Genomic DNA, 19,840 nt, shown 5'->3' with positions numbered 1-19,840 from the left:
CGCGAACCCCTGAGAGAGGTTTCGTCATGATTTCATCGTTGAGAAGGAAGCTGCTGACCGCGGCCGCGGCACTCGTCCTGACCGCGGGCGCCGTCGCCTCCGCTCCGGCGGCCCAGGCCGCCACGCAGCAGGCGTGCGACATCTACGCCGCCGGCGGCACGCCGTGCGCCACGGCGCACAGCACGACCCGCGCCCTGTTCGGGGCGTACAACGGCCCGCTGTACCAGATCCAGCGGGCCTCGGACCAGAAGTACCTCGACATCGGCCTGCTGGAGGCGGGTGGCTACGCGGACTCGGCACCGCAGGTCTCGTTCTGCGCCGGCACCCGGTGCACGGTCACGAAGATCTACGACCAGACCGCCAACCACAACGACCTGCCGATCTCGTGGGGCGGGTTCTGGAAGGGCCCCGGGCCCAACGGCTCCGACATCGGCGCGGACGCGATGGCGCTGCCGGTGACGGTCGGCGGGCACCCGGCGTACGGGATCAAGGTCACCCAGGGCGTGGGCTACCGGGTGGACAACGCCAAGAACGTGCCGGTCGGCGCCCAGCCCGAGGGGATCTACATGATCACCTCGTCGAACTACGTCAACCAGTGGTGCTGCTTCGACTACGGCAGCGGCGAGATCTCCCACAACGACACCGGCAACGCCACCATGAACGCCATCTACTGGGGCACCGCCTGCTGGTTCAACGGCTGCACCGGCACCGGGCCGTGGGTCGAGGCCGACCTGGAGAACGGCATGTACCACACCGGAACCGGGTCCAACAAGGACCCGAACAACCCCGGTGTGCACCACCCGTTCGTCAGCGCCTGGGAGAAGAACAACGGCACCAGCAACTTCACCCTGAAATACGGCGACGCCACCACCGGCGGTCTCACCACCCCGTACTCCGGCGGGCTGCCGCGCGGCTACTCGCCCATGAAGCTGGAGCCGTCGATCCTGCTGGGCACGGGCGGGGACAACAGCGTCTCCGGCGTCGGCGAGTTCTTCGAAGGCGCGGTGACCAGCGGCTTCCCGTCGGACGCCACGGAGAACGCGGTGCAGGCCAGCGTCACCGCCGCCGGCTACGGCACCGGTGGCGGCCCGAACAACACCGGGCCGGTGCACGCGGTGGGCGCGAACAAGTGCCTGGACGTCAGCGGCGTCAGCACCACGCCCGGCACCCAGGTGCAGATCTGGGACTGCAACAGCGGCACCAACCAGACGTGGACCCGGTCCGGCGCCGGCGAGCTGACCGTCTACGACGGCACGCGGTGCCTCGACGCCAGCGGGCGGGGGACCAGCCCCGGCACCAAGGTCATCATCTGGAACTGCAACGGGCAGAACAACCAGCAGTGGACGTTCAACGCCAACGGCACGGTCACGGGTGTCCAATCCGGACTGTGCCTCGACGTCACCGGGTCCGGGACCGCGAACGGCACCCTGACGCAGCTGGCCACCTGCACCGGCGCGAACAACCAGAAGTGGTCCCTGAACTGAAAGGTCCCCCATGTCTTCGTTCGAGCTGTCCCGGCGCAAGCTGATCGCGGTGGCCGGGGTCGCCGCGGCCGCCGGCGTGTTCCGCGTCCGAACCGTGTGGGCGACCGAAGGACCGAGCAGCTACACCCCGAGCTGGTCGTCGGTGGACCAGCACCCGCCGGCGCCGGAGTGGTTCCAGGACGCCAAGTTCGGCATCTACTACCACTGGGGCGTGTTCAGCGTCCCCGCGTTCGGCAACGAGTGGTACCCGCGGAACATGTACGTCAACGGGTCCAACGAGAACAACCACCACAAGGCGGTGTTCGGCGATCCCTCGGCGTGGCCGTACCAGAACTTCATCAACGGCGCCCGCGACAAGGCGGGCACCTGGGTGCAGTTCGCGCCGAAGCTCAAGTCGGCGGGCGGCAACTTCGACCCGGCCGAGTGGGCGCAGCTGTTCGCCGACGCCGGCGCGAAGTTCGCCGGGCCGGTCGCCGAGCACCACGACGGCTATTCGATGTGGAACAGCACCGCCAACGAGTGGAACTCGGTGCGCACCGGCCCGAAGCTGGACCTGCTCCGGCTGCACGCGGACGCGATCCGCGCCAAGGGGCTCAAGCTGGTGACGGCGCTGCACCACGCGTACCACTTCAACGGCTACTACGACCACGTGCCGAACCAGCCGACCGAGTCGCTGCGGCGGCTGTTCGGTCAGAACGGCCGCGCGGCGGAAAACCAGCTGTGGTACGACAAGCTCCGCGAAGTCGTCGACGGCTACCAGCCCGACCTGGTCTACCAGGACTTCGACCTGAACCTGGTCGACGAAGCCCAGCGGCTCAACTTCCTCTCGCACTTCTACAACCAGGCCGTCGCCTGGAACAAGGACGTCGTCGCCAGCTACAAGGACGGCTTCAACAACCGCGGCGAGGTCTTCGACTTCGAACGCGGCGGCCCGGGGGACATCCTGACCCCCTACTGGCTGACCGACGACAGCATCTCCAGCTCCAGCTGGTGCTACACCACCGGCATCGGGTACTACTCGGTCAAGGCCATGCTGCACTCGCTGATCGACCGGATCAGCAAGAACGGCAACATGCTGCTGAACATCGCCCCGATGGCCGACGGCACGATCCCCGCCGGGCAGCGCACGATCCTGCTCGGCATCGGGGACCACCTGAAGCGGTTCGGCGAGTCCCTCTACAGCACCCGCGCCTGGGCGGTGTACGGCGAGGGGCCGACGAAGATGGGCGGCGGCTCCTTCACCACCCCGGTGGAAGGGACCCGGACCGACATCCGGTTCACCCGCAGCAAGGACAACACCGTGCTGTACGCGACAGTGCTGGGCTGGCCGGGGAGCACCTTCACTATCACCACCCTCGGCTCGAACCGGATCAACCTGGCCAACCTGGTGTCGGTCCAGCTGCTCGGCCCGGGCGCCGGCGCCGCCACGACCCTGACCGGCCGCACCCAGGACGGCTCGGGCCTGCACATCACCATGCCGTCGTCGAACCCGCCGTTCGACGCGCTCGCGTACGTGGTGAAGCTGACGTTCTCCGGGCAGATCCCCGCGCCCGGCACCGGTCCCCTGCCGACCGGCTGGGCGCGGATCGCCAACGTCACCACCGGGCTGGTGCTCGACGGCGGTGGCAACGTCGCCTCCGGTTCCCCGCTCAAGCAGTGGAACTGGGACGGCAGCAACAACCTGCAGTGGCAGCTCGCCGACGCGGGCGGCGGCTACTACCGGATCGTCAACCGCACCAACGGGCTGGTCGCCGACAGCGGCGGCAACAGCGCCAACGGCGCCACCTGCGTGCAGGCGTCGTCGAACGGCGGCAACAACCAGCAGTGGCGGCTGAACAGCCTGGGCAACGGCCGGTACCAGATCGTCAACCGGGGCACCGGCACGGCCCTCGACGGCATGGGCAACTCCACCGCCGGCTCGAGCGTGGGCCTGTGGACGCCCAACTCCAGCACCAACAACCAGTGGACCATCACCGGCCTGTGACCTGCCGAGGGCCCCGCCACTTTCCCGTGAAAGTGGCGGGGCCCTCGCAGCGAACCCGAAAGGAGCACCATGCGAACGAAACTCGGGTGGCTCGCCGCGTCGGCGGCCCTGCTCACTGGAGTCCTGCTACCGGCCGCCCCGGCCGCTGCCGAATCGAACGGCGGAGTCCGGGTCATGCCCCTCGGCGATTCCATCACCGAAGGCACGCAGGTCCCCGGCGGGTACCGGATCGGGCTCTGGCAGCGGGTCACGACGGGCGGTTACCAGGTGGACTTCGTCGGCTCACAGGCCAACGGGCCCGCCACGCTCGGCGACCACGACCACGAGGGCCACCCGGGCTGGCGCATCGACCAGATCGACGCGAACATCGTGTCCTGGCTGCGCGCGACGACCCCGCACACCGTCCTGCTGCACATCGGCACCAACGACGTCCTGCAGAACTACGACGTCGCACGGGCGCCCGCCCGCCTGTCCGGGCTGATCGACCACATCACGGCGACGGCACCGGACGCCGAGGTCTTCGTCGCGCAGATCATCCCGATCGCCAACGCCGGCCAGGACTCCACGGCCCGCACGTTCAACGCCGCGATCCCCGGCATCGTGCAGAGCAACCAGAACGCCGGCAAGCACGTGCACCTGGTGGACATGCACTCCGCCATCACCACCGCCGAACTGGTGGACGGTGTCCACCCGACGGCCGGAGGCTACGACAAGATGGCCGCCACCTGGTTCACCGCGCTGAAGTCGGTCCCGGGCAGCATCGGCACCCCCGGCCAGTCGACGGCCCGCCAGATCGTCGGCGCGCAGTCGGGCCGGTGCGCGGACGTCCCGGGTTCCGCCAACGGCACCGCGGTCCAGTTGCAGGACTGCGCCGGGGCGACGTGGACACCCAACGGCAAACAGCTGACGGCCTTCGGGTCGAAGTGCCTGGACGCGTCCGGGCAAGGCACGGCCGACGGCACCCCGGTGATCATCTGGGACTGCGGTGGCCAGGCCAACCAGCAGTGGACGGTCAACGCCGACGGCTCGATCACCGGCGTGCAGTCCGGCCGCTGCCTCGACGCGACCGGGCAGGGCACGGCAAGCGGAACCAAGCTGATCCTGTGGACCTGCAACGGGCAGGCGAACCAGAAGTGGACGCTGCGGGCGGCAGCATGACCAGCAGAACCGGGAGCGCTCCCAACATCTGGCCGAAAAATGAAAATTGATCACGGCCATCCTCTTTGCTCCGGCCGTGCACTGTGGTTTCATCGGTACGACTCAGACTGAGAGCGCTCCCAGAACTACACCACAACGAGGTGGAGGCAGCACATGAAACTGAGGCACGCATTGTCCGCGGTGATGCTCGCCGCGGCCGGGCTGGCGGCGCCGGTCGCCGTCGCGCCGGTCGCGCACGCGGACACGCTGATCTGCGACCAGTACGGCTCGACCACCATCGGCGGCCGGTACGTCGTCATGAACAACCGCTGGGGCAGCAGCGCGACCCAGTGCATCAACGTCACCGGCAGCGGGTTCCGGATCCAGACCCAGCAGGGCTCGACCAGCGGCGGGGCGCCACTGTCGTACCCGGCGGTCTACCTCGGGTGCCACTACACGAACTGCTCCCCCGGCACGAACCTGCCGCGGCAGCTCAGCCGGATCGGCAGCGCGCCGTCGTCGATCTCCTACAACTACGTCGGCGGCTCGGTTTTCGACGCCTCCTACGACATCTGGATGGACCCGACCGCCAAGACCAACGGGGTCAACCAGATGGAGCTGATGATCTGGCTCAACCACACCGGCAACGTCCAGCCGGTCGGCGGCAAGGTCGGCACCGTCAACCTCGGTGGCCGCAACTGGGACGTGTGGCAGGGCAACAACGGCGGCAACGACGTACTGTCCTACGTGGCCCAATCCCCGACGGCGAACTACTCGTTCAACGTCATGGACTTCGTGAACAACGTCGACGCCCGCACTCGCGTCGACCGCTCCTGGTACCTCACGAGCATCCAGGCCGGGTTCGAGCCGTGGAGCGGCGGCGTCGGCCTCGCGGTCAACTCGTTCTCCGCCAGCGTGAATTGATCCACGGCCGGCCGGGCGTCGTGAAGACGCCCGGCCGCCGTCCGATCTGGACTCGAACGCGCAATTGGCCTATATTTACCCCGAACCAATGTTAGCGCTAACAATTGCCCGTGCGTGGCCACCTCCGACGTTAGCCGTGTTTCTCCTCGCCCACCCCAGGAAAGGGGCAACGATGCCCGCTCGAACCCGCCAACGGGTCCTGCACCTGCTCGCCGCCACGGCAGCGGCGCTCTCGTTGTCCGTCGCCGCGCCGGCCGCCGTCGCCGCACACGCCGCACCAGGCAGCCCGGCGCTCACGCCTCCCCTGGGCTGGAACAGCTGGAACAGCTTCGGCTGCAACGTCAGCGAAGCCACCATCCACCAGGCGGCCGACGCGATGGCCTCCTCCGGCATGCGCGACGCGGGCTACCAGTACATCGTGGTCGACGACTGCTGGTTCGACCCGCAACGCGACGCCCAGGGCAACCTGCGGGGCTCGTCGAAATTCCCCAGCGGCATGAAGGCGCTCGGCGACTACATCCACGCCCGCGGCCTGAAGTTCGGCATCTACCAGGTCCCGACCGACCGCACCTGCGCCCAGCGCGGCGGGACCTACCCCGGCTCCACCGGCAGCCAGGGCCACGAAACCCAGGACGCCCGCACATTCGCCTCCTGGGGCGTGGACTACCTCAAGTACGACTGGTGCTCCCCCGCCGGCACCCGCGACGAGCAGGTGACCCGGTTCGGCCTCATGCGGGACGCGCTGCGCGCCACCGGCCGCCCGATCGTCTACAGCATCAACCCCAACAGCTACCACGCCATCACCGGCGACAAGTACGACTGGGGCCAGGTCGCCGACCTTTGGCGCACCACCGAGGACCTGCTCGACATCTGGCAGAACGGCAACACCAACAGCTACCCGATGGGCGTGGGCAACGTCCTCGACGTCACCGCACCGCTGGCCGCGCAGGCCGGACCGGGCCACTGGAACGACCCGGACATGCTCGTGGTCGGCCGGCCCGGCCTGTCCCTCACCGAATCCCGCACGCACTTCACCCTTTGGGCGCTGCTGGCCGCACCGCTGATGGCGGGCAACGACATCCGCACCATGTCCACCGACATCAGCGCGATCCTCCGCAACCCACGCCTGCTGGCCGTCGACCAGGACCGCCTCGGCGCCGGCGGACGCCGGGTACGCGACGACGGCGACGTCGAGATCTTCGCCAAGCCCCTGTCCGACGGGTCGGTCGCGGTCGGGCTGCTCAACCGCGGCGGCGCCACGGCGACCGTCAGTACCACCGCCGCACAGGCCGGGCTCTCCGGCAGCTCGTTCACCCTCACCGACCTGTGGACCGGCGGGACCGCCACCACCAGCGGCGCGATCAGCGCGAGCGTGCCGGCACACGGCATCGCCGCCTACCGCGTGTCCGGCGGCTCCCCGCTGGCCGCCACCACGTCACGCTTCCGGGACACGGGATCGGGCCGGTGCCTCGACGTCGACAACGCCTCCACCGCCTCCGGCGCGGGCACGCTGATCTGGGACTGCCAGACCGCCGCCAACCAGCTGTGGACCAGCTGGGCGAACGGCGAAATCCGCGTCTTCGGCGACAAGTGCCTCGACGGCAACGCCGGCGGCGCCCAGGTCCTCAGCCGGTCGTGCACCGGCCAGGACAACCAGAAGTGGACCATCGGCCAGGACGGCTCGATCCGCAACGCCCGCTCCGGGCTCTGCCTCGACGTCGAACGAGCCGGCACCGCCAACGGGTCGCACGCCATTCTCTGGACTTGCAACGGCCAACCGAACCAGAACTGGACGCGCGCCTGAACCGAAGGATTTCCGGTGCCGAAAGTTTCGAAAGAGGGGAGAAATGTAAGTTACCCGGATTCCGTCGTCGGCACCGATACCCGGATACGCTGTTCACCCGAGCGTGATACAGCGTGAAATGGAATACCCGCCCCGCGGCACGAAGGATTCCCCGATGAAACTCGCGAAGCTGATCGCCGGTGTGCTCGCCGCCTGCGCCGCGCTGGTCGTCGTGCCCGGGGCCGCGGAGGGCGTTGCCGCCGCGGTGCCGATCATGCCGCTGGGGGACTCGATCACCCAGGGCGGGTCGATCGGCGGCTACCGCCTCGACCTCGGGGCGAAACTGCGGGCCGACGGGCACGCGATCGACTTCGTCGGCTCGCTGGCCGACGGACCGGCGAGCATGCCCGACCGCGACCACGAAGGTCACCCGGGCTGGACCATCGCCCAGATCGACGCGAACATCGCCGGCTGGCTGAACCGCTTCCACCCGCACACGATCCTGCTGCACATCGGCACCAACGACATGTACGGCAGCGACCCGGCCGGGGCGCCGCGGCGGCTGTCGGCGCTGGTCGACAAGATCACGAGCCAGGTCCCGGACACCGAACTGTTCGTCGCCACCATCATCCCGATCAGCTTCGCCGACCAGACCGTCCGCACCTTCAACGCGGCGATCGCCCCCGACATGCGGGCCAAGGCCGCGGCCGGCAAGCGCGTGCACCTGGTCGACATGTACCCCTCGGTCGCCATCGCGGACCTGCCCGACGGCATCCACCCCAACGCGGCCGGCTACAGCAAGATGGCCACCACCTGGTACAACGCGCTCAAGGCGGTGCCGGGCAGCATCGGCGGCGACCCGCAGCCGCCGACGGGTGACGGCGCCTGCACCGCGACGCCGCGGGTCGTGGGTACCCCCTGGAACGGCGGGTACCAGGGCGAGGTGACCGTCGCCAACAGCGGCACCGCCGCCCTCGACGGCTGGACCGTGCGGTTCACCCTGCCCAGCGGCCAGAGCGTCGGCCAGATCTGGGGCGGCACGGCGAGCGGAACCGGCACGGTGACCGTGAAGAACGTCGCCTACAACGGCCCGCTCGGCGCCGGCGCCACCACGACTTTCGGCTTCCTCGTGTCCGGTCCCGGCGCGGCGAGCCTCGGCGCGGCCACGTGCACCAGCCCGTGACCGCGCACCCCGTCCCACGAATGAAGGTGTGAAGATGACAATGACAAAGCGGTCACTGTCCCGGGCCGCCCTCGCTTCGGCGTTCCTGGCGACCTCGGTCGGCGTTTCGCTGGTGCTCGCCACGTCCGCCTCGGGCGCGGCCTCGACGCTCGGCGCGGCGGCGGCCCAGACAGGCCGGTACTTCGGCACCGCCGTCGCGGCCGGCAAACTCGGCGACTCGACCTACGTGAACATCCTCAACCGGGAGTTCTCCATGGTCACGGCCGAAAACGAGATGAAGTGGGACGCCACCGAGCCCAACCGCGGCCAGTTCAACTACAGCGGTGGCGACCGGATCCTCAACCAGGCGGTGAGCAACGGCAAGCGGGTGCGCGGGCACGCGCTGCTGTGGTACCAGCAGGAACCGGGCTGGGCGCAGGGCCTGAGCGGCTCCGACCTGCGCCAGGCCATGATGAACCACGTCACCCAGGTCGCCACCCACTACAAGGGCAAGGTCTACTCCTGGGACGTCGTCAACGAGGCGTTCGCCGACGGCGGCAGCGGCGGCCGTCGCGACTCCAACCTCCAGCGCACCGGCAACGACTGGATCGAAGCCGCCTTCCGCGCCGCGCGGGACGCCGACCCCGGCGCGAAGCTCTGCTACAACGACTACAACACCGACGGCGTCAACGCCAAGAGCACCGGCATCTACAACATGGTCAAGGACTTCAAGTCCCGCGGCGTCCCGATCGACTGCGTCGGCTTCCAGTCCCACCTCTCCGGCAACCCGCCCGGTGACTACCAGGCCAACCTCCAGCGGTTCGCCGACCTCGGCGTCGAGGTCCAGATCACCGAACTCGACATCGCCGGCTCCAACCAGGCGCAGGCCTACGGCACTGTGACCCGGGCCTGCCTGGCCGTCGCCCGCTGCGCCGGGATCACCACCTGGGGCATCCGCGACACCGACTCCTGGCGCACCGGTGAAAACCCGCTCCTGTTCGACGGCAACGGGAACAAGAAGGCCGCGTACAACACCGTCCTCGACGCCCTGAACGCCGCCACACCGACCACCCCCACCACGCCGACGACCCCGACGACTCCCACGACTCCCACGACCCCGACGACGCCGACCACCCCCACGACCACCACGACCACGCCGCCGCCGGGTGACTGCACCGCCTCGGTCACGCTGAACCAGTGGAACGGCGGCTTCGTGGCCAACCTGAAGGTCACCGCCGGCAACTCCGGCCTCAACGGCTGGACGGTGACGACGGCCCTGCCCGGCGGCGCGGCCGTCACCAACGGCTGGAGCGCCACCAACAGCGGCACTTCCGGCACCGTCACCTGGTCGAACGTTTCCTACAACGGCACCGTCGCGGCCGGGCAGTCGACCGAGTTCGGCTTCCAGGGCACCGGCAACGCCGAAGGCGTCACGGCGTCCTGCGCGGCGCGCTGATCCCCCGATCCCCCACCACGAACGGAGACCCCATGCGACGCCGAGGACGCCTGCCCGCCTTGCTGACCGGTGTGCTGTGCGCCCTCGGCGCCATCGCCGGCACCGCGCACGCCGACAACCCCATCGTCCAGCACGTCTACACCGCCGACCCGGCCCCGCTGGTCCACAATGGACGCGTCTACCTCTACACCGGGCACGACGAGGACGGCTCGACCTACTTCACCATGAAGGACTGGCGAGTCTGGTCGTCCGCGGACATGGTCAACTGGACCGACCACGGCTCCCCGATGAGCCTGACGACGTTCAGCTGGGCCAAACAGGACGCGTGGGCCGGGCAGGCCGTCGAGCGCAACGGCAAGTTCTACTGGTACGCCCCGATGGTCGACCGCTCGACCGGCCGGATGGCGATCGGGGTGGGCGTCTCCGACAGTCCCACCGGCCCGTTCCGCGACGCGCTCGGCCACCCCCTGGTGGAGAACGGAGAGTTCGATCCCACGGTCTTCATCGACGACAACGGCCAGGCGTACCTGTACTGGGGCAACCCCAACCTGTGGTACGTCCGGCTCAACGCCGACATGATCTCCTACTCCGGCGGCCCCACCCAGATCCCGCTCACCACCGCCGGGTTCGGCACGCGTCCCAACGGTGGCAACCGTCCCACGCTGTTCGAGGAAGGGCCGTGGGTCTACAAGCGCAACGGCCAGTACTACAACGTGTTCGCGGCCAAGTGCTGCTCGGAGTTCATCGCCTACTCCACCGCGCCCGGCCCGACCGGCCCGTGGACCTACCGGGGCACGGTGATGCCCACGCAGGGCGGCAGCTTCACCAACCACCCCGGGATCGTGGACTTCAAGGGCAGCTCGTACTTCTTCTACCACAACGGCGCGCTGCCCGGCGGCGGCGGATACACCCGGTCGGTGGCGGTGGAGAAGTTCGCCTACAACGCCGACGGCAGCATCCCCACCATCACCATGACGAACGCCGGCCCGCCGCCGGCCGACACGCTCAACCCGTTCGTCCGGCAGGAAGCGGAAACGATCAACTGGGAATCGGGGATCGAGACCGAGCCGTCCTCCGAAGGCGGCATGAACATCGGCTGGATCGAGAACGGCGACACGGTCAAGGTCCGCAACGTCGCGTTCGGCGCGGGCGCGTCGTCGTTCACGGCGCGCGTCGCCTCGGCGGCCGCCGGCGGAACGATCGAGGTGCGCCTGGGCAGCGCCACCGGCACGGTGGTGGGCCGCTGCACGGTCCCCGGCACCGGCGGCTGGCAGACGTGGACCTCGGTGTCCTGCCCGGTCAGCGGAGCCACGGGTACGCAGGACGTGGTCCTGCGGTTCACCGGCGGCAGCGGCTACCTCTTCAACGTGAACTGGTGGCAGTTCTCCGCGTGATCTCTTTCATCCGCCGAGACTGTGGAACGGCGACTCGACGACGTCCTCCCGCTCCCCGGCCGCGAAGGACGGCGGCGCGTCGTGGGCCTCGAGCCGCACCGCCTGGCAACGACAAGATCCGGCGGGTCAGCCGGCCTCGTACAGTTCCGCGTTCAGGATCGTGCGCCGGGGCACGGTGTCACCGCGACGCATCTTGACGAGCAGGTCGACGGCGCCCACCGCCAGGCGGTGGGCGTCCTGGACGACGGTGGCCCGGAGCGGGCTGTCCCCGGTGTCGATCAGCGTTCTGGCTTCCAGCACACCGTCGACGCCGATCACGACGGTGGCCCGGGTGGCCGCCGAGGCGGCTGCCGTGAGGGCGTCGACGGCACCCAGCGCCATCTCGTCGTTGGTGCAGAAGATCGCGTCGAGGCGCCGGCCGGGTTCGAGGTGTCGGAGGTGAGCCTGTACCGCGTTGTACGCCCGGGAACGCACGAACTCGCACCGGTCGTCGGTGGCGAGGTCGACGTCGGGCAACGCGGCGCGCAGCACCTTTTCACAGCGTTTCTGCCTGCTGTCGTGTTCACGGCTGGCGATGATCAGCACCCGCGGGCGGTCCCGGCCGCGCAGCTGCCCGACCAGCCACTGTCCGGCCATTTCCCCGAGTTGCCCCGTGTCGTACCCGAAGAACGCGGTCCGGTCCGGGTATTCGGATTCGGTGGGGAAGGGTTCGAGATCTGAGAACACCACCGGCAGGCGCGCCGCACGGCAGAACGCCGCCAGGTCCTCCCGCAGCCGGACCACCTCGCCGGCGACGATGATGCCGCCGACGTAGCAGTGCTTCCTGTTCACGATGCGGCGCAGGTTACGAGCTTGCGCGCCGGCGTCGTAGTCGCGGTCCGGCACCTTGAGCACGAGGTCGATGTCTTCCCGGTCGAACGCGCGGTGCACCTGTTGCACGAGCGCCGCCACATAGTATTTCTGCTCGAACGCCGACGTCATCAGGAAGCCCGTGTTCGGCCTTTTCCGCGTCTTCAGCGCGAACGCGGCCCAGAAGGCGACGGCGACGGCGGCGGAAACCAGCGCGGACCAGACGAGCGTGGCGCCGGCCGAGATGCCGAGTTGCAGTCCTTTCGTGAGGGCAGCCAGGATGACACCACTCAGGACGGACGTGGTCACCGCGAACAGCGCCGGCGTCCGGTCCCGGTCCAGCCGAGCCATCCGGTCTCCTCCCTCGACGGCTCCCGATCGAGCTCGTTCAGGCGCGCGCGGGCTCGTCAGATACTGTGCGGCATACCGGTCGCGCAGTACAGCCGCCGATAGCCGGGCAGGGCGACGAGCGCGGTGGCGAAGAAGCGTCCGTCCCAGTCTTCGTCCTCGTTACCGAGCTCTTCCGGGGTCACGGGCCGCCAGAGGGACAGGAACAGGCCGGGCGCGTGGTAGGTGTGCCCGTTCTCGTCCCCGGTTACAGCCGTTCTCGCGCGGAGCGCGGCGACGACTTCGTCGGCCGGTGTCCGGAAGAGGTCGAGTCCGTCGTAGATCACCGCGTCCGCGCGATCGGGGCTGCCGAGCTGGATCGCTTCGACGCGGTCGGTCGCGTCGAAGTGGCAGTAGAGGGACACGCCCGACGGCCGGTCGACGCCCCATCCCGGGCGGCCGCCCTGGAACCCGCACAGGAACACGGGTTCACCGAGCCGCCGGAGCGTCTCCAGGGTTTCTTCGTCGGTGGCGCCGAGGCGCAGCGGCCCGACGACGTCGGGCGGCCGAACCTGGATGACCACGCCGGGTGTCATGTCGTCGCACCACCGTTTCCCGGGTTCTCCGAGGACGGGTCGAGCAGGGCACGCACGTCGTCGGCATCCGGTGTGCGAAGCGCGGTGTACGCGGCCAACGCCGCTTCGAGGTGAACTTGCGCTTCTGTGTCGTTCCCGTCCGCCAGGTACACCCGCCCCAGGCCGTGATGCGCCCGGGCGAGCTCACGCAGGTGGCCGGTTCGCCGGGCGAGCTCGAGCGCCTCCTCGTACCGCTCGATCGCCTCGGCGCCGGTCTTCGTGTCCGCGAAGTCGTTGAGCGCCGAGACTTCGAGGTTCGTGTTCCCGGTCCTGGCGAAATCCAGGGCACGGCGGAAGTGGTCGTCGGCTTCGTCGTGCCGCCCCAGGCCGGCGTAGACGCTGCCCAGCGCGGCGAGCACCGGTCCGCCGAGTCCCGCCGACCCCAGCTCCCGCGCGATCGCGCCGCTGCGTTCCAGGTGGTCGATCGCCGCCCGGTGGTCACCGCACCAGTGGTAGTGCTCGCCGAGGTTGCACAGCGCGATCCCTTCCAGCAGCGCGTGACCGGTCCGGCGGGCGGCGGCGAGGGCGAGCTCGCACTGCTCACGGGCGGCCGGGCGCCGGCCGCGCATGTCGTCGATGGTGGCGAAGCCGAAGCGGACCAGGCTCTCGAGAAGGTCGTTCCCCTGGTCCAGCGCGAAGGCCAGGACCTGCTCGAGATGACCGGCGGCTTCGTCGTAGCGGCCGAGCCGGATCAAGGCCACCTCGACGGCCTGGCGAGCGAAAGCCTCTTCCGGCGTGCCGGAGCGAGCCGCGGCGAGAGCGGTCGTGTGGAGGGTGAGTGCCTCGTGGTAGTGCGCCGCGATGTCCAGGTACCGCCACAGCGTCGCCGCCAACCGGACCACGTGCCCGGCCAGGGCTTCCGGGGCGCTCGTGGCCAGCGTCAGCATGGTGGTCCACTCGGCGTCCAGCCAGGCCCGGCCGGCCTGGGTACCCGCGAACCGCGGTTGCGGCCCGGCCGACCGCCCGGCCGGTGGCCGCATGTAGGGCTCGTGGGGCGAGAACAGGTCCATCGCCGCCGAGGCCCAGCACAGATAGTGGTCGAACAGCCGCGTCCACGCGGCGAGCCGGGTACCGGGGTCGTCGACCCGGGCCGCGAGCTCGGCGGCGTAGAGCTTGACGAGGTCGTGCATCCGGAACCGGCCGGGCGGGTTCTCCTCCAGGAGGTTGGCGGCGCGCAGTACGCGCAGGGGCCGGGCGTCGCCGAGCACGGCGATCGCGGCCGCGCGCCCGACGTCGCCGGTGGGCACTATCCCGAGCAGGCGGAACGCGGCGGCGGAACCCGGGTCGAGTGAGTGGTAGGAGGCGTCGAACACCGCACGCAGGCTCGCGGTCAGCTCGCCGGTATCGAGAGCGTCGAGCCGGCTTTCGCGCAGTTCGGCGGCCAGCGCGGCCAGCCGGCTTCCCGGCTGCGCGGCCACCCGGGCGGCGACGATCGCCAGTGCCAGTGCCATTCCCCCGCACTGGCGCAGGATTTCCCGGCCCGCCTCGGGTTCTTCGGCCAGCCGGGCCGCGCCCAGCTTGTGGGTGAGCAGTTCCCGCGCCTGGTGGTCGTCGAGGGTGCGCAGCGGCAGCGCGCTCGCGCCGTGCGTGGTGAGCAGGCCGCCGAGCTCGTGCCGGCTCGTGATCAGGACCGAACAGGCGGATCCGCCGGGCAGCAGCGGGACGACGTGCCCGGTGTCGCGCGCGTTGTCGAGCACCACGAGCAGCCCGCGCTGGGCCGTGAGGGTCCGGTACAGCGCCGCTTGCCCGTCCGGCTCCGGCGGAATCGACGCCGGGGCAACGCCGAGCGCGCTGAGGAATCCGCGGACGGCCCGCTCGGCGGGCACCGGTTCGTGGGCCGGGTCGAAGCCGCGGAGGTCGACGTGGAGCTGCCCGTCGGGAAACCGGTCCGCGTGGCCGGTCGCCCAGCGCACGGCCAGCCAGGTCTTCCCGAGGCCACCCGCGCCGGAGATCACCGCCACCGCACCCTCGGCGGCGAGCATCCGGTCGAGTGCCGCCAGTTCCGCGGTGCGGCCGGTGAAGGCGGACGGTGCGGCCGGGAGCTGCCGGGGCACCGGCCGCCCGGTGTCCGGCCCACCGCCGGCCAGGATGCGTTCGTGCAGGCCGCGCAGCCGCGGCCCCGGGTCGGCGCCGAGCTCGTCCGCCAGGCGTGAGCGGACCCGTTCGTACTCGCGCAGCGCGTCCGCCGGGCGGCCGTCGAGGAACAGCGCCTCGATCCGCTGCGCGGCCGCCCGTTCGCCGGTCACACCGTCCGGGACGGACCGGGCGAGCACGGCGGCGTGGGCGCCGGTGCGCAACCGCAGGTCGTCGCGGTCCAGGACGGCTGTTTCGTGCTTGCGCTCCAGCTCGCCGCGGACGCTGTCCACCCACGGCGAGTCCAGCTCGCTGAGCGGCGTCCCCCGCCACAGTGCCAAGGCCTCGTCGTACAGCGCGAGTGCCGCGTGGTCGTCCGCCGTAGCCCGCGCCCGCCGGAGGAGGCTTTCGAACCGGTGGACGTCCACGGCCAGCGGGTCGGCGGCGAGGACGTAGCCGCCGCGGTCACGCTCGATCGTCACGCCGTCCAGGGCGGCCAGGACCCCGCGCAGCCGGGACACGTACCCGTAGAGGGCGTTCCTCGGCTGCCGCGGCGGCCGCTCCCCCCACACGCGGTCGACGAGCCGGTCGACCGGCACCACCTGGCCGACGTCGAGGAGCAGCACGGCCAGGACGTCACGCTGACGCGCGTGCCCGACGTCGAGCCGGGTTCCCCCGGCCACGACCTCGACGGCCCCGAGCACCCGCAGGTCTGCCACCACCGTTCCCTCCCTGCCTCCAGGGTATGGGCGATCGGCGGCATCCGGGCAAGGCTTGTCCAAGGTTTTCCGAAGGGCTCCGGCGCACGGTGAAGACACCGAACGGCGGCCGAAGGAGCTGTGATGATCAACGACACCTACGTCCGGACCCGCGTCACCGAGGTCCAGCACGAGTTCGCGGCGGCCCGGCGCTGGCGACGGCGGCTGAGGCGCCTGGTGGATCGCGCCCGCAGGCGAAACCCGGGGTAGTCCGGCCCGTCCGGGGACGTGCCGTCTAGGGGTGGGCACGTCCCCGGACGGGTGAAGTCCGGCGGGCGACCGGCCACAGTGGACGCGAACGCGCACGCCACGGGCCGGGACCGGGCGGCGGCGGGCGGGCCGCAGCCTCTAGGATTCCGCCGGTGACCACCTACGACGACACGTTCGAGCACCTCGACCCTTCGGCGCTTCCGCAGCGGCAGCAGCGGATCCTGGTCGCGATCCGGGACTGGGTGGTCCAGCACGGCTACTCCCCCAGCACGCGCGAAATCGGCGAAGCCGTCGGCCTGCAGTCGACGTCTTCGGTCTCGAAGCACCTGGCCGCCCTCGAAGACAAGGGCTTCCTCCGCCGCGGCGCGACCGTGTCGCGCCCGATGGACGTACGCGCCTTCCTGCACGGCAGCGCGTCCGCCGAAGACAACGACTCGGTCCCGGTGCCCGTGGTCGGCGACATCGCCGCCGGCACGCCGATCTCGGCGGTCGAGCACGTCGACGACGTCCTCAAGCTGCCACGCGACCTGACCGGCCGGGGCACTGTCTTCGGGCTGCGCGTCCGCGGCGACTCGATGATCGACGCGGCCATCTGCGACGGCGACATCGTCGTGGTGAAGCAGCAGTCCGAAGCGCACTCGGGGCAGATCGTCGCGGCGATGATCGACGAGGAGGCGACGGTGAAGGTCTACCGCCGCCGTGACGGGCACGTGTACCTCGAGCCCCGCAACCCGGCCTACGACGTGATCGACGGCGACCGCGCGGTGATCCTCGGCGCGGTCGTCTCGGTGCTGCGCAGCGTCTGACTCACCAGGTGACCGGCAGCTCGTGCACGCCGTACACCGATCCGTCGTGCTTGAACGGGATCTTCCCCGGCTCGACGGCCGGCGCCAGGGTCGGGATCCGCCGGTACAGCGTGCTGTAGACGACCTGCAGCTCCAGCCGGGCCAGCGGCTGCCCGAGGCACTGGTGGACGCCGAAGCCGAAGGCCACGTGCCGGTGCGCGTCGCGGGTCAGGTCCAGCCGGTCGCCGTCCGGGAAGACCTCCGGATCGCGGTTGGCGATGTCGCTCGCCATGATCAGGCCCTCGCCCGCGCGGATCGTCTCCCCGGCGATTTCGATGTCCTCCAGCGCGACGCGCCGGCGACCATTGTGCGTGATGTTCAAGTAGCGCAACAGCTCTTCGACCGCCGACGCGACCAGCGCCGGATCGTCGCTCTCGCGCAGCAGCGCCAATTGGTCCGGGTGCTCCAGCAGGGCCAGGGTGCCGAGCGCGATCATGTTCGCCGTCGTCTCGTGGCCGGCGACGAGCAGCAGCAGGCCCATTTGCGCCGCTTCGACCCGGGTCAGCTCGCCCGCGGCGACCCGGGCGGCGACCCCGGAAAGCAGGTCGTCGGCGGGATTCTCGAGCTTCGCCCCCACCAGCCGGTCGAGGTAGCCGATCAGCGCCTGATGCCCGGCCAGGCGCTCCTCGGGCTTCGCGTCGCGGCGGACGATGACCTTGCTGTTCTCCTGGAAGAAGCCGTGGTCGGCGTACGGGACGCCGAGCAGCTCGCAGATCACCAGTGACGGCACCGGCAGCGCGAACGCCTCGACGAGGTCCACCGGGTTCGGGCCGGCCAGCAGCTCGTCGATCAGGTCGTCGACGATCCGCTGCACGGCCGGGCGCATCGCGGCGACCCGGCGGATCGTGAACGGCGCCGTCACCATCTTGCGCAGCCGCGCGTGCTCCGGGTTGTCCATCAGGATGAAGCCGAACCCGGTGCCGCCCTTCGGCAACGGCGCGGGGCTCGGGTACCCGGGCCGGGTGATGTCGGCGCTGACCCGGGGATCCACCAGCAGCGCCCGCTGGTCGGCGTAGCGGGTCACCAGCCACGGCGTGCTGCCGTCCCACAGCCGGACACGGGCGAGCGGGGTCTCCTCCTGCAGCGCGCGGGCGGCGGGTGGCGGGTCGAACGGGCAGCCCGCGGCCCGGGGCATCGGGAACTCGGGAATCTCGGTGGTCGTCATCGTTCCTCCGCGGTGGCCGTCAGTTCGTCAGCAGTCAACCGAAGACTGCTACGCTAAGTCAAGCGACTGATTTAATTACTCGTTCGGAGGACCGCTCGTGCCCGATCCATCCAGAGCCGCCGGAGAGACGTCGCCGCGCGCGAACCTCGTCGTCGCGGTCCTCGCCCTTGCCGGCATCACCGTATCGCTGATGCAGACGCTGGTCATCCCGCTGATCCCGGCCCTGCCCCGGCTGCTGCACGCCTCCGCCGCCGACGCCACCTGGGCCATCACCGCCACCCTGCTCGCGGGCGCGGTGGCGACGCCGACCATGGGCAGGCTCGGCGACATGTACGGCAAGCGCCGCATGCTGCTCATCAGCCTCGGCGCGCTGGTCGCAGGCTCGGCGGTCGGCGCGTTGTCCGACAGCCTGGTGCCGATGGTCGCCGGCCGGACCCTGCAGGGCCTCGCCGCCGGGGTCATCCCGCTCGGGATCAGCATCATGCGCGACGAGCTGCCCGCCGAGCGGCTCGGCTCCGCCACAGCGCTGATGAGCGCGTCACTCGGCGTCGGCGGCGCGCTGGGCCTGCCCGCGGCCGCCCTGCTGGCCGAAAACACCGACTGGCACCTGCTCTTCTGGACCGCGGCCGGGCTCGGCCTGGTCGTGACCGTACTGGTCGTGGCGCTCGTGCCGGAGTCGCCGGTGCGCACCGGCGGCCGCTTCGACGTGCCCGGCGCGGCCGGTCTTTCGATCGCCCTCGTGTGCCTGCTGCTGGCGATCTCGAAGGGCGCCGACTGGGGCTGGGGCAGCGCGGCCACGCTGGGTCTGCTCGGCGGCGCGGTCGTCGTCCTGCTGCTCTGGGGCCGATGGGAGCTGCGGACCGCGCAGCCGCTGGTGGACCTGCGGACGACCGCTCGGCGCCAGGTGCTGCTGACCAACATCGCGTCCGCGGTGTTCGGCTTCGCGATGTTCGCGATGTCGCTGGTCCTGCCGCAGCTGCTGCAGCTGCCGTCGGCCACCGGCTACGGCCTCGGGAAGTCGATGCTGGCGGTGGGCCTGGTGATGGCGCCGTCCGGGCTGGTGATGATGGCGCTCGCGCCGGTGTCCGCGCGCATCACGGCCACACGCGGCCCGAAGACGACGCTGATGCTCGGCGCGGTGGTCGTCGCCGCCGGATACGCGGTCGGCATCGTGCTGATGAGCGCGACCTGGCACCTGGTGCTGGTCTCGAGCGTCATCGGGGCCGGCATCGGGCTCGCCTACGGCGCGATGCCGGCGCTCGTGATGGGGGCCGTGCCGGTCTCGGAGACCGCGGCCGCCAACAGCCTCAACACGCTGATGCGGTCGATCGGCACGTCGGTCTCCAGCGCCACCGCGGGACTGGTGCTCGCCCGGCTGACGATCGAGTTCGGGCCCGTGACCCTGCCTTCGCAGAACGGGTTCCGGCTCGTGCTGGGGATGGGCTCGGCCGCGGCCCTCGTCGCGCTGGCCGTCGCCGCCTTCCTGCCTCGGCGGTCGTCGGCGGCGCCGGCTCCCGCGACTCCCGAACCGGCTGCCGTCGCAGGCCGCTGACGCACCACGCGCCGGCCGGTGCGCGCGTGGTGCGCGACCGGTCAGCGCCGGGCGGAAACCTTCGGTCAGCGCCGGGCCACGACGGCCCGCACCGACCCGGAG

General features: G+C 70.6%; 15 protein-coding genes. 11 read left to right on the top strand and 4 right to left on the bottom strand.

Features of this window, described 5'->3' with window-relative positions; all coding sequences use genetic code 11:
• The first annotated feature begins 26 nt into the window (after positions 1-26).
• The 8 genes from A3CE_RS0146990 (at position 27) to A3CE_RS0146955 (ending at position 11,324) form a co-directional block, all read left to right on the top strand.
• A complete protein-coding gene (locus A3CE_RS0146990) occupies positions 27-1,484 on the top strand; it encodes an arabinofuranosidase catalytic domain-containing protein (RefSeq protein ID WP_020647080.1) in 1,458 nt (485 codons plus the stop codon).
• A gap of 10 nt (positions 1,485-1,494) precedes the next feature.
• Positions 1,495-3,468 carry an alpha-L-fucosidase gene (locus A3CE_RS0146985; protein WP_020647079.1) on the top strand — a complete coding sequence of 658 codons (1,974 nt, stop codon included), beginning with the start codon at positions 1,495-1,497 and terminating at the stop codon, positions 3,466-3,468.
• A 69-nt stretch (positions 3,469-3,537) separates the two neighbouring features.
• On the top strand, positions 3,538-4,626 hold the full coding sequence (locus A3CE_RS0146980) for a ricin-type beta-trefoil lectin domain protein (protein ID WP_020647078.1): 1,089 nt from the start codon (positions 3,538-3,540) through the stop codon (positions 4,624-4,626).
• Between the two features lie 153 nt (positions 4,627-4,779).
• Entirely contained in the window at positions 4,780-5,529 is a 750-nt protein-coding gene (locus tag A3CE_RS0146975) for a GH12 family glycosyl hydrolase domain-containing protein (protein ID WP_026469548.1), read from the top strand.
• Positions 5,530-5,701: 172 nt separating this feature from the next.
• Complete coding sequence (locus A3CE_RS0146970) at positions 5,702-7,333, top strand: glycoside hydrolase family 27 protein (protein WP_020647076.1); 1,632 nt, start codon at positions 5,702-5,704, stop codon at positions 7,331-7,333.
• 154 nt (positions 7,334-7,487) lie between these two features.
• Positions 7,488-8,495 carry a cellulose binding domain-containing protein gene (locus tag A3CE_RS0146965; protein WP_020647075.1) on the top strand — a complete coding sequence of 336 codons (1,008 nt, stop codon included), beginning with the start codon at positions 7,488-7,490 and terminating at the stop codon, positions 8,493-8,495.
• A 34-nt stretch (positions 8,496-8,529) separates the two neighbouring features.
• Complete coding sequence (locus A3CE_RS0146960) at positions 8,530-9,930, top strand: glycoside hydrolase family 10 protein (protein WP_185839773.1); 1,401 nt, start codon at positions 8,530-8,532, stop codon at positions 9,928-9,930.
• A gap of 32 nt (positions 9,931-9,962) precedes the next feature.
• The gene (locus A3CE_RS0146955) at positions 9,963-11,324 is read left to right on the top strand and encodes a glycoside hydrolase family 43 protein (protein WP_026469546.1); all 1,362 of its coding nucleotides are present in this window, start codon (positions 9,963-9,965) and stop codon (positions 11,322-11,324) included.
• A gap of 126 nt (positions 11,325-11,450) precedes the next feature.
• Here A3CE_RS0146955 and A3CE_RS0146945 read toward each other — a convergent pair whose 3' ends face one another.
• The 3 genes from A3CE_RS0146945 to A3CE_RS0146935 are packed head-to-tail and all read right to left on the bottom strand — an operon-like array spanning position 11,451 to position 15,930.
• Positions 11,451-12,524, bottom strand: a complete 1,074-nt coding sequence (locus tag A3CE_RS0146945; RefSeq protein WP_020647071.1) for a sugar ABC transporter substrate-binding protein — start codon at positions 12,522-12,524, stop codon at positions 11,451-11,453.
• A 56-nt stretch (positions 12,525-12,580) separates the two neighbouring features.
• Positions 12,581-13,096, bottom strand: coding sequence for a hypothetical protein (locus A3CE_RS53860; RefSeq protein ID WP_020647070.1), 516 nt, complete (start codon positions 13,094-13,096; stop codon positions 12,581-12,583).
• On the bottom strand, positions 13,093-15,930 hold the full coding sequence (locus A3CE_RS0146935; RefSeq protein WP_245589734.1) for an AfsR/SARP family transcriptional regulator: 2,838 nt from the start codon (positions 15,928-15,930) through the stop codon (positions 13,093-13,095). Before A3CE_RS0146935 ends, A3CE_RS53860 begins: the two co-directional genes overlap by 4 nt.
• A gap of 120 nt (positions 15,931-16,050) precedes the next feature.
• Here A3CE_RS0146935 and A3CE_RS59495 point away from each other — a divergent pair, with 120 nt between their 5' ends.
• Together A3CE_RS59495 and lexA are read left to right on the top strand one after the other, a co-directional pair.
• Positions 16,051-16,176 (top strand): hypothetical protein, encoded by a 126-nt coding sequence (locus tag A3CE_RS59495; protein ID WP_020647068.1) that lies wholly within the window; start codon positions 16,051-16,053, stop codon positions 16,174-16,176.
• Between the two features lie 152 nt (positions 16,177-16,328).
• Positions 16,329-16,982 carry a transcriptional repressor LexA gene (gene lexA / locus A3CE_RS0146925; protein WP_020647067.1) on the top strand — a complete coding sequence of 218 codons (654 nt, stop codon included), beginning with the start codon at positions 16,329-16,331 and terminating at the stop codon, positions 16,980-16,982.
• A gap of 1 nt (position 16,983) precedes the next feature.
• On the opposite strand, the gene A3CE_RS0146920 is transcribed toward lexA, so the two are convergent.
• Positions 16,984-18,186: a cytochrome P450 gene (locus A3CE_RS0146920; RefSeq protein WP_020647066.1), complete on the bottom strand. Its 1,203-nt coding sequence runs from the start codon at positions 18,184-18,186 to the stop codon at positions 16,984-16,986.
• 97 nt (positions 18,187-18,283) lie between these two features.
• On the opposite strand from A3CE_RS0146920, the gene A3CE_RS0146915 reads away from it, so the two are divergent.
• Entirely contained in the window at positions 18,284-19,738 is a 1,455-nt protein-coding gene (locus A3CE_RS0146915) for an MFS transporter (protein WP_020647065.1), read from the top strand.
• The last annotated feature ends 102 nt before the right edge of the window (positions 19,739-19,840 follow it).

Origin of the sequence: Amycolatopsis balhimycina FH 1894 (genome assembly GCF_000384295.1) — a bacterium.
Taxonomy (GTDB): Bacteria; Actinomycetota; Actinomycetes; order Mycobacteriales; family Pseudonocardiaceae; genus Amycolatopsis; species Amycolatopsis balhimycina.
The sequence above is the reverse complement of the archived record's forward strand: the minus strand, read 5'-3'. Positions and strand labels throughout refer to the sequence as shown.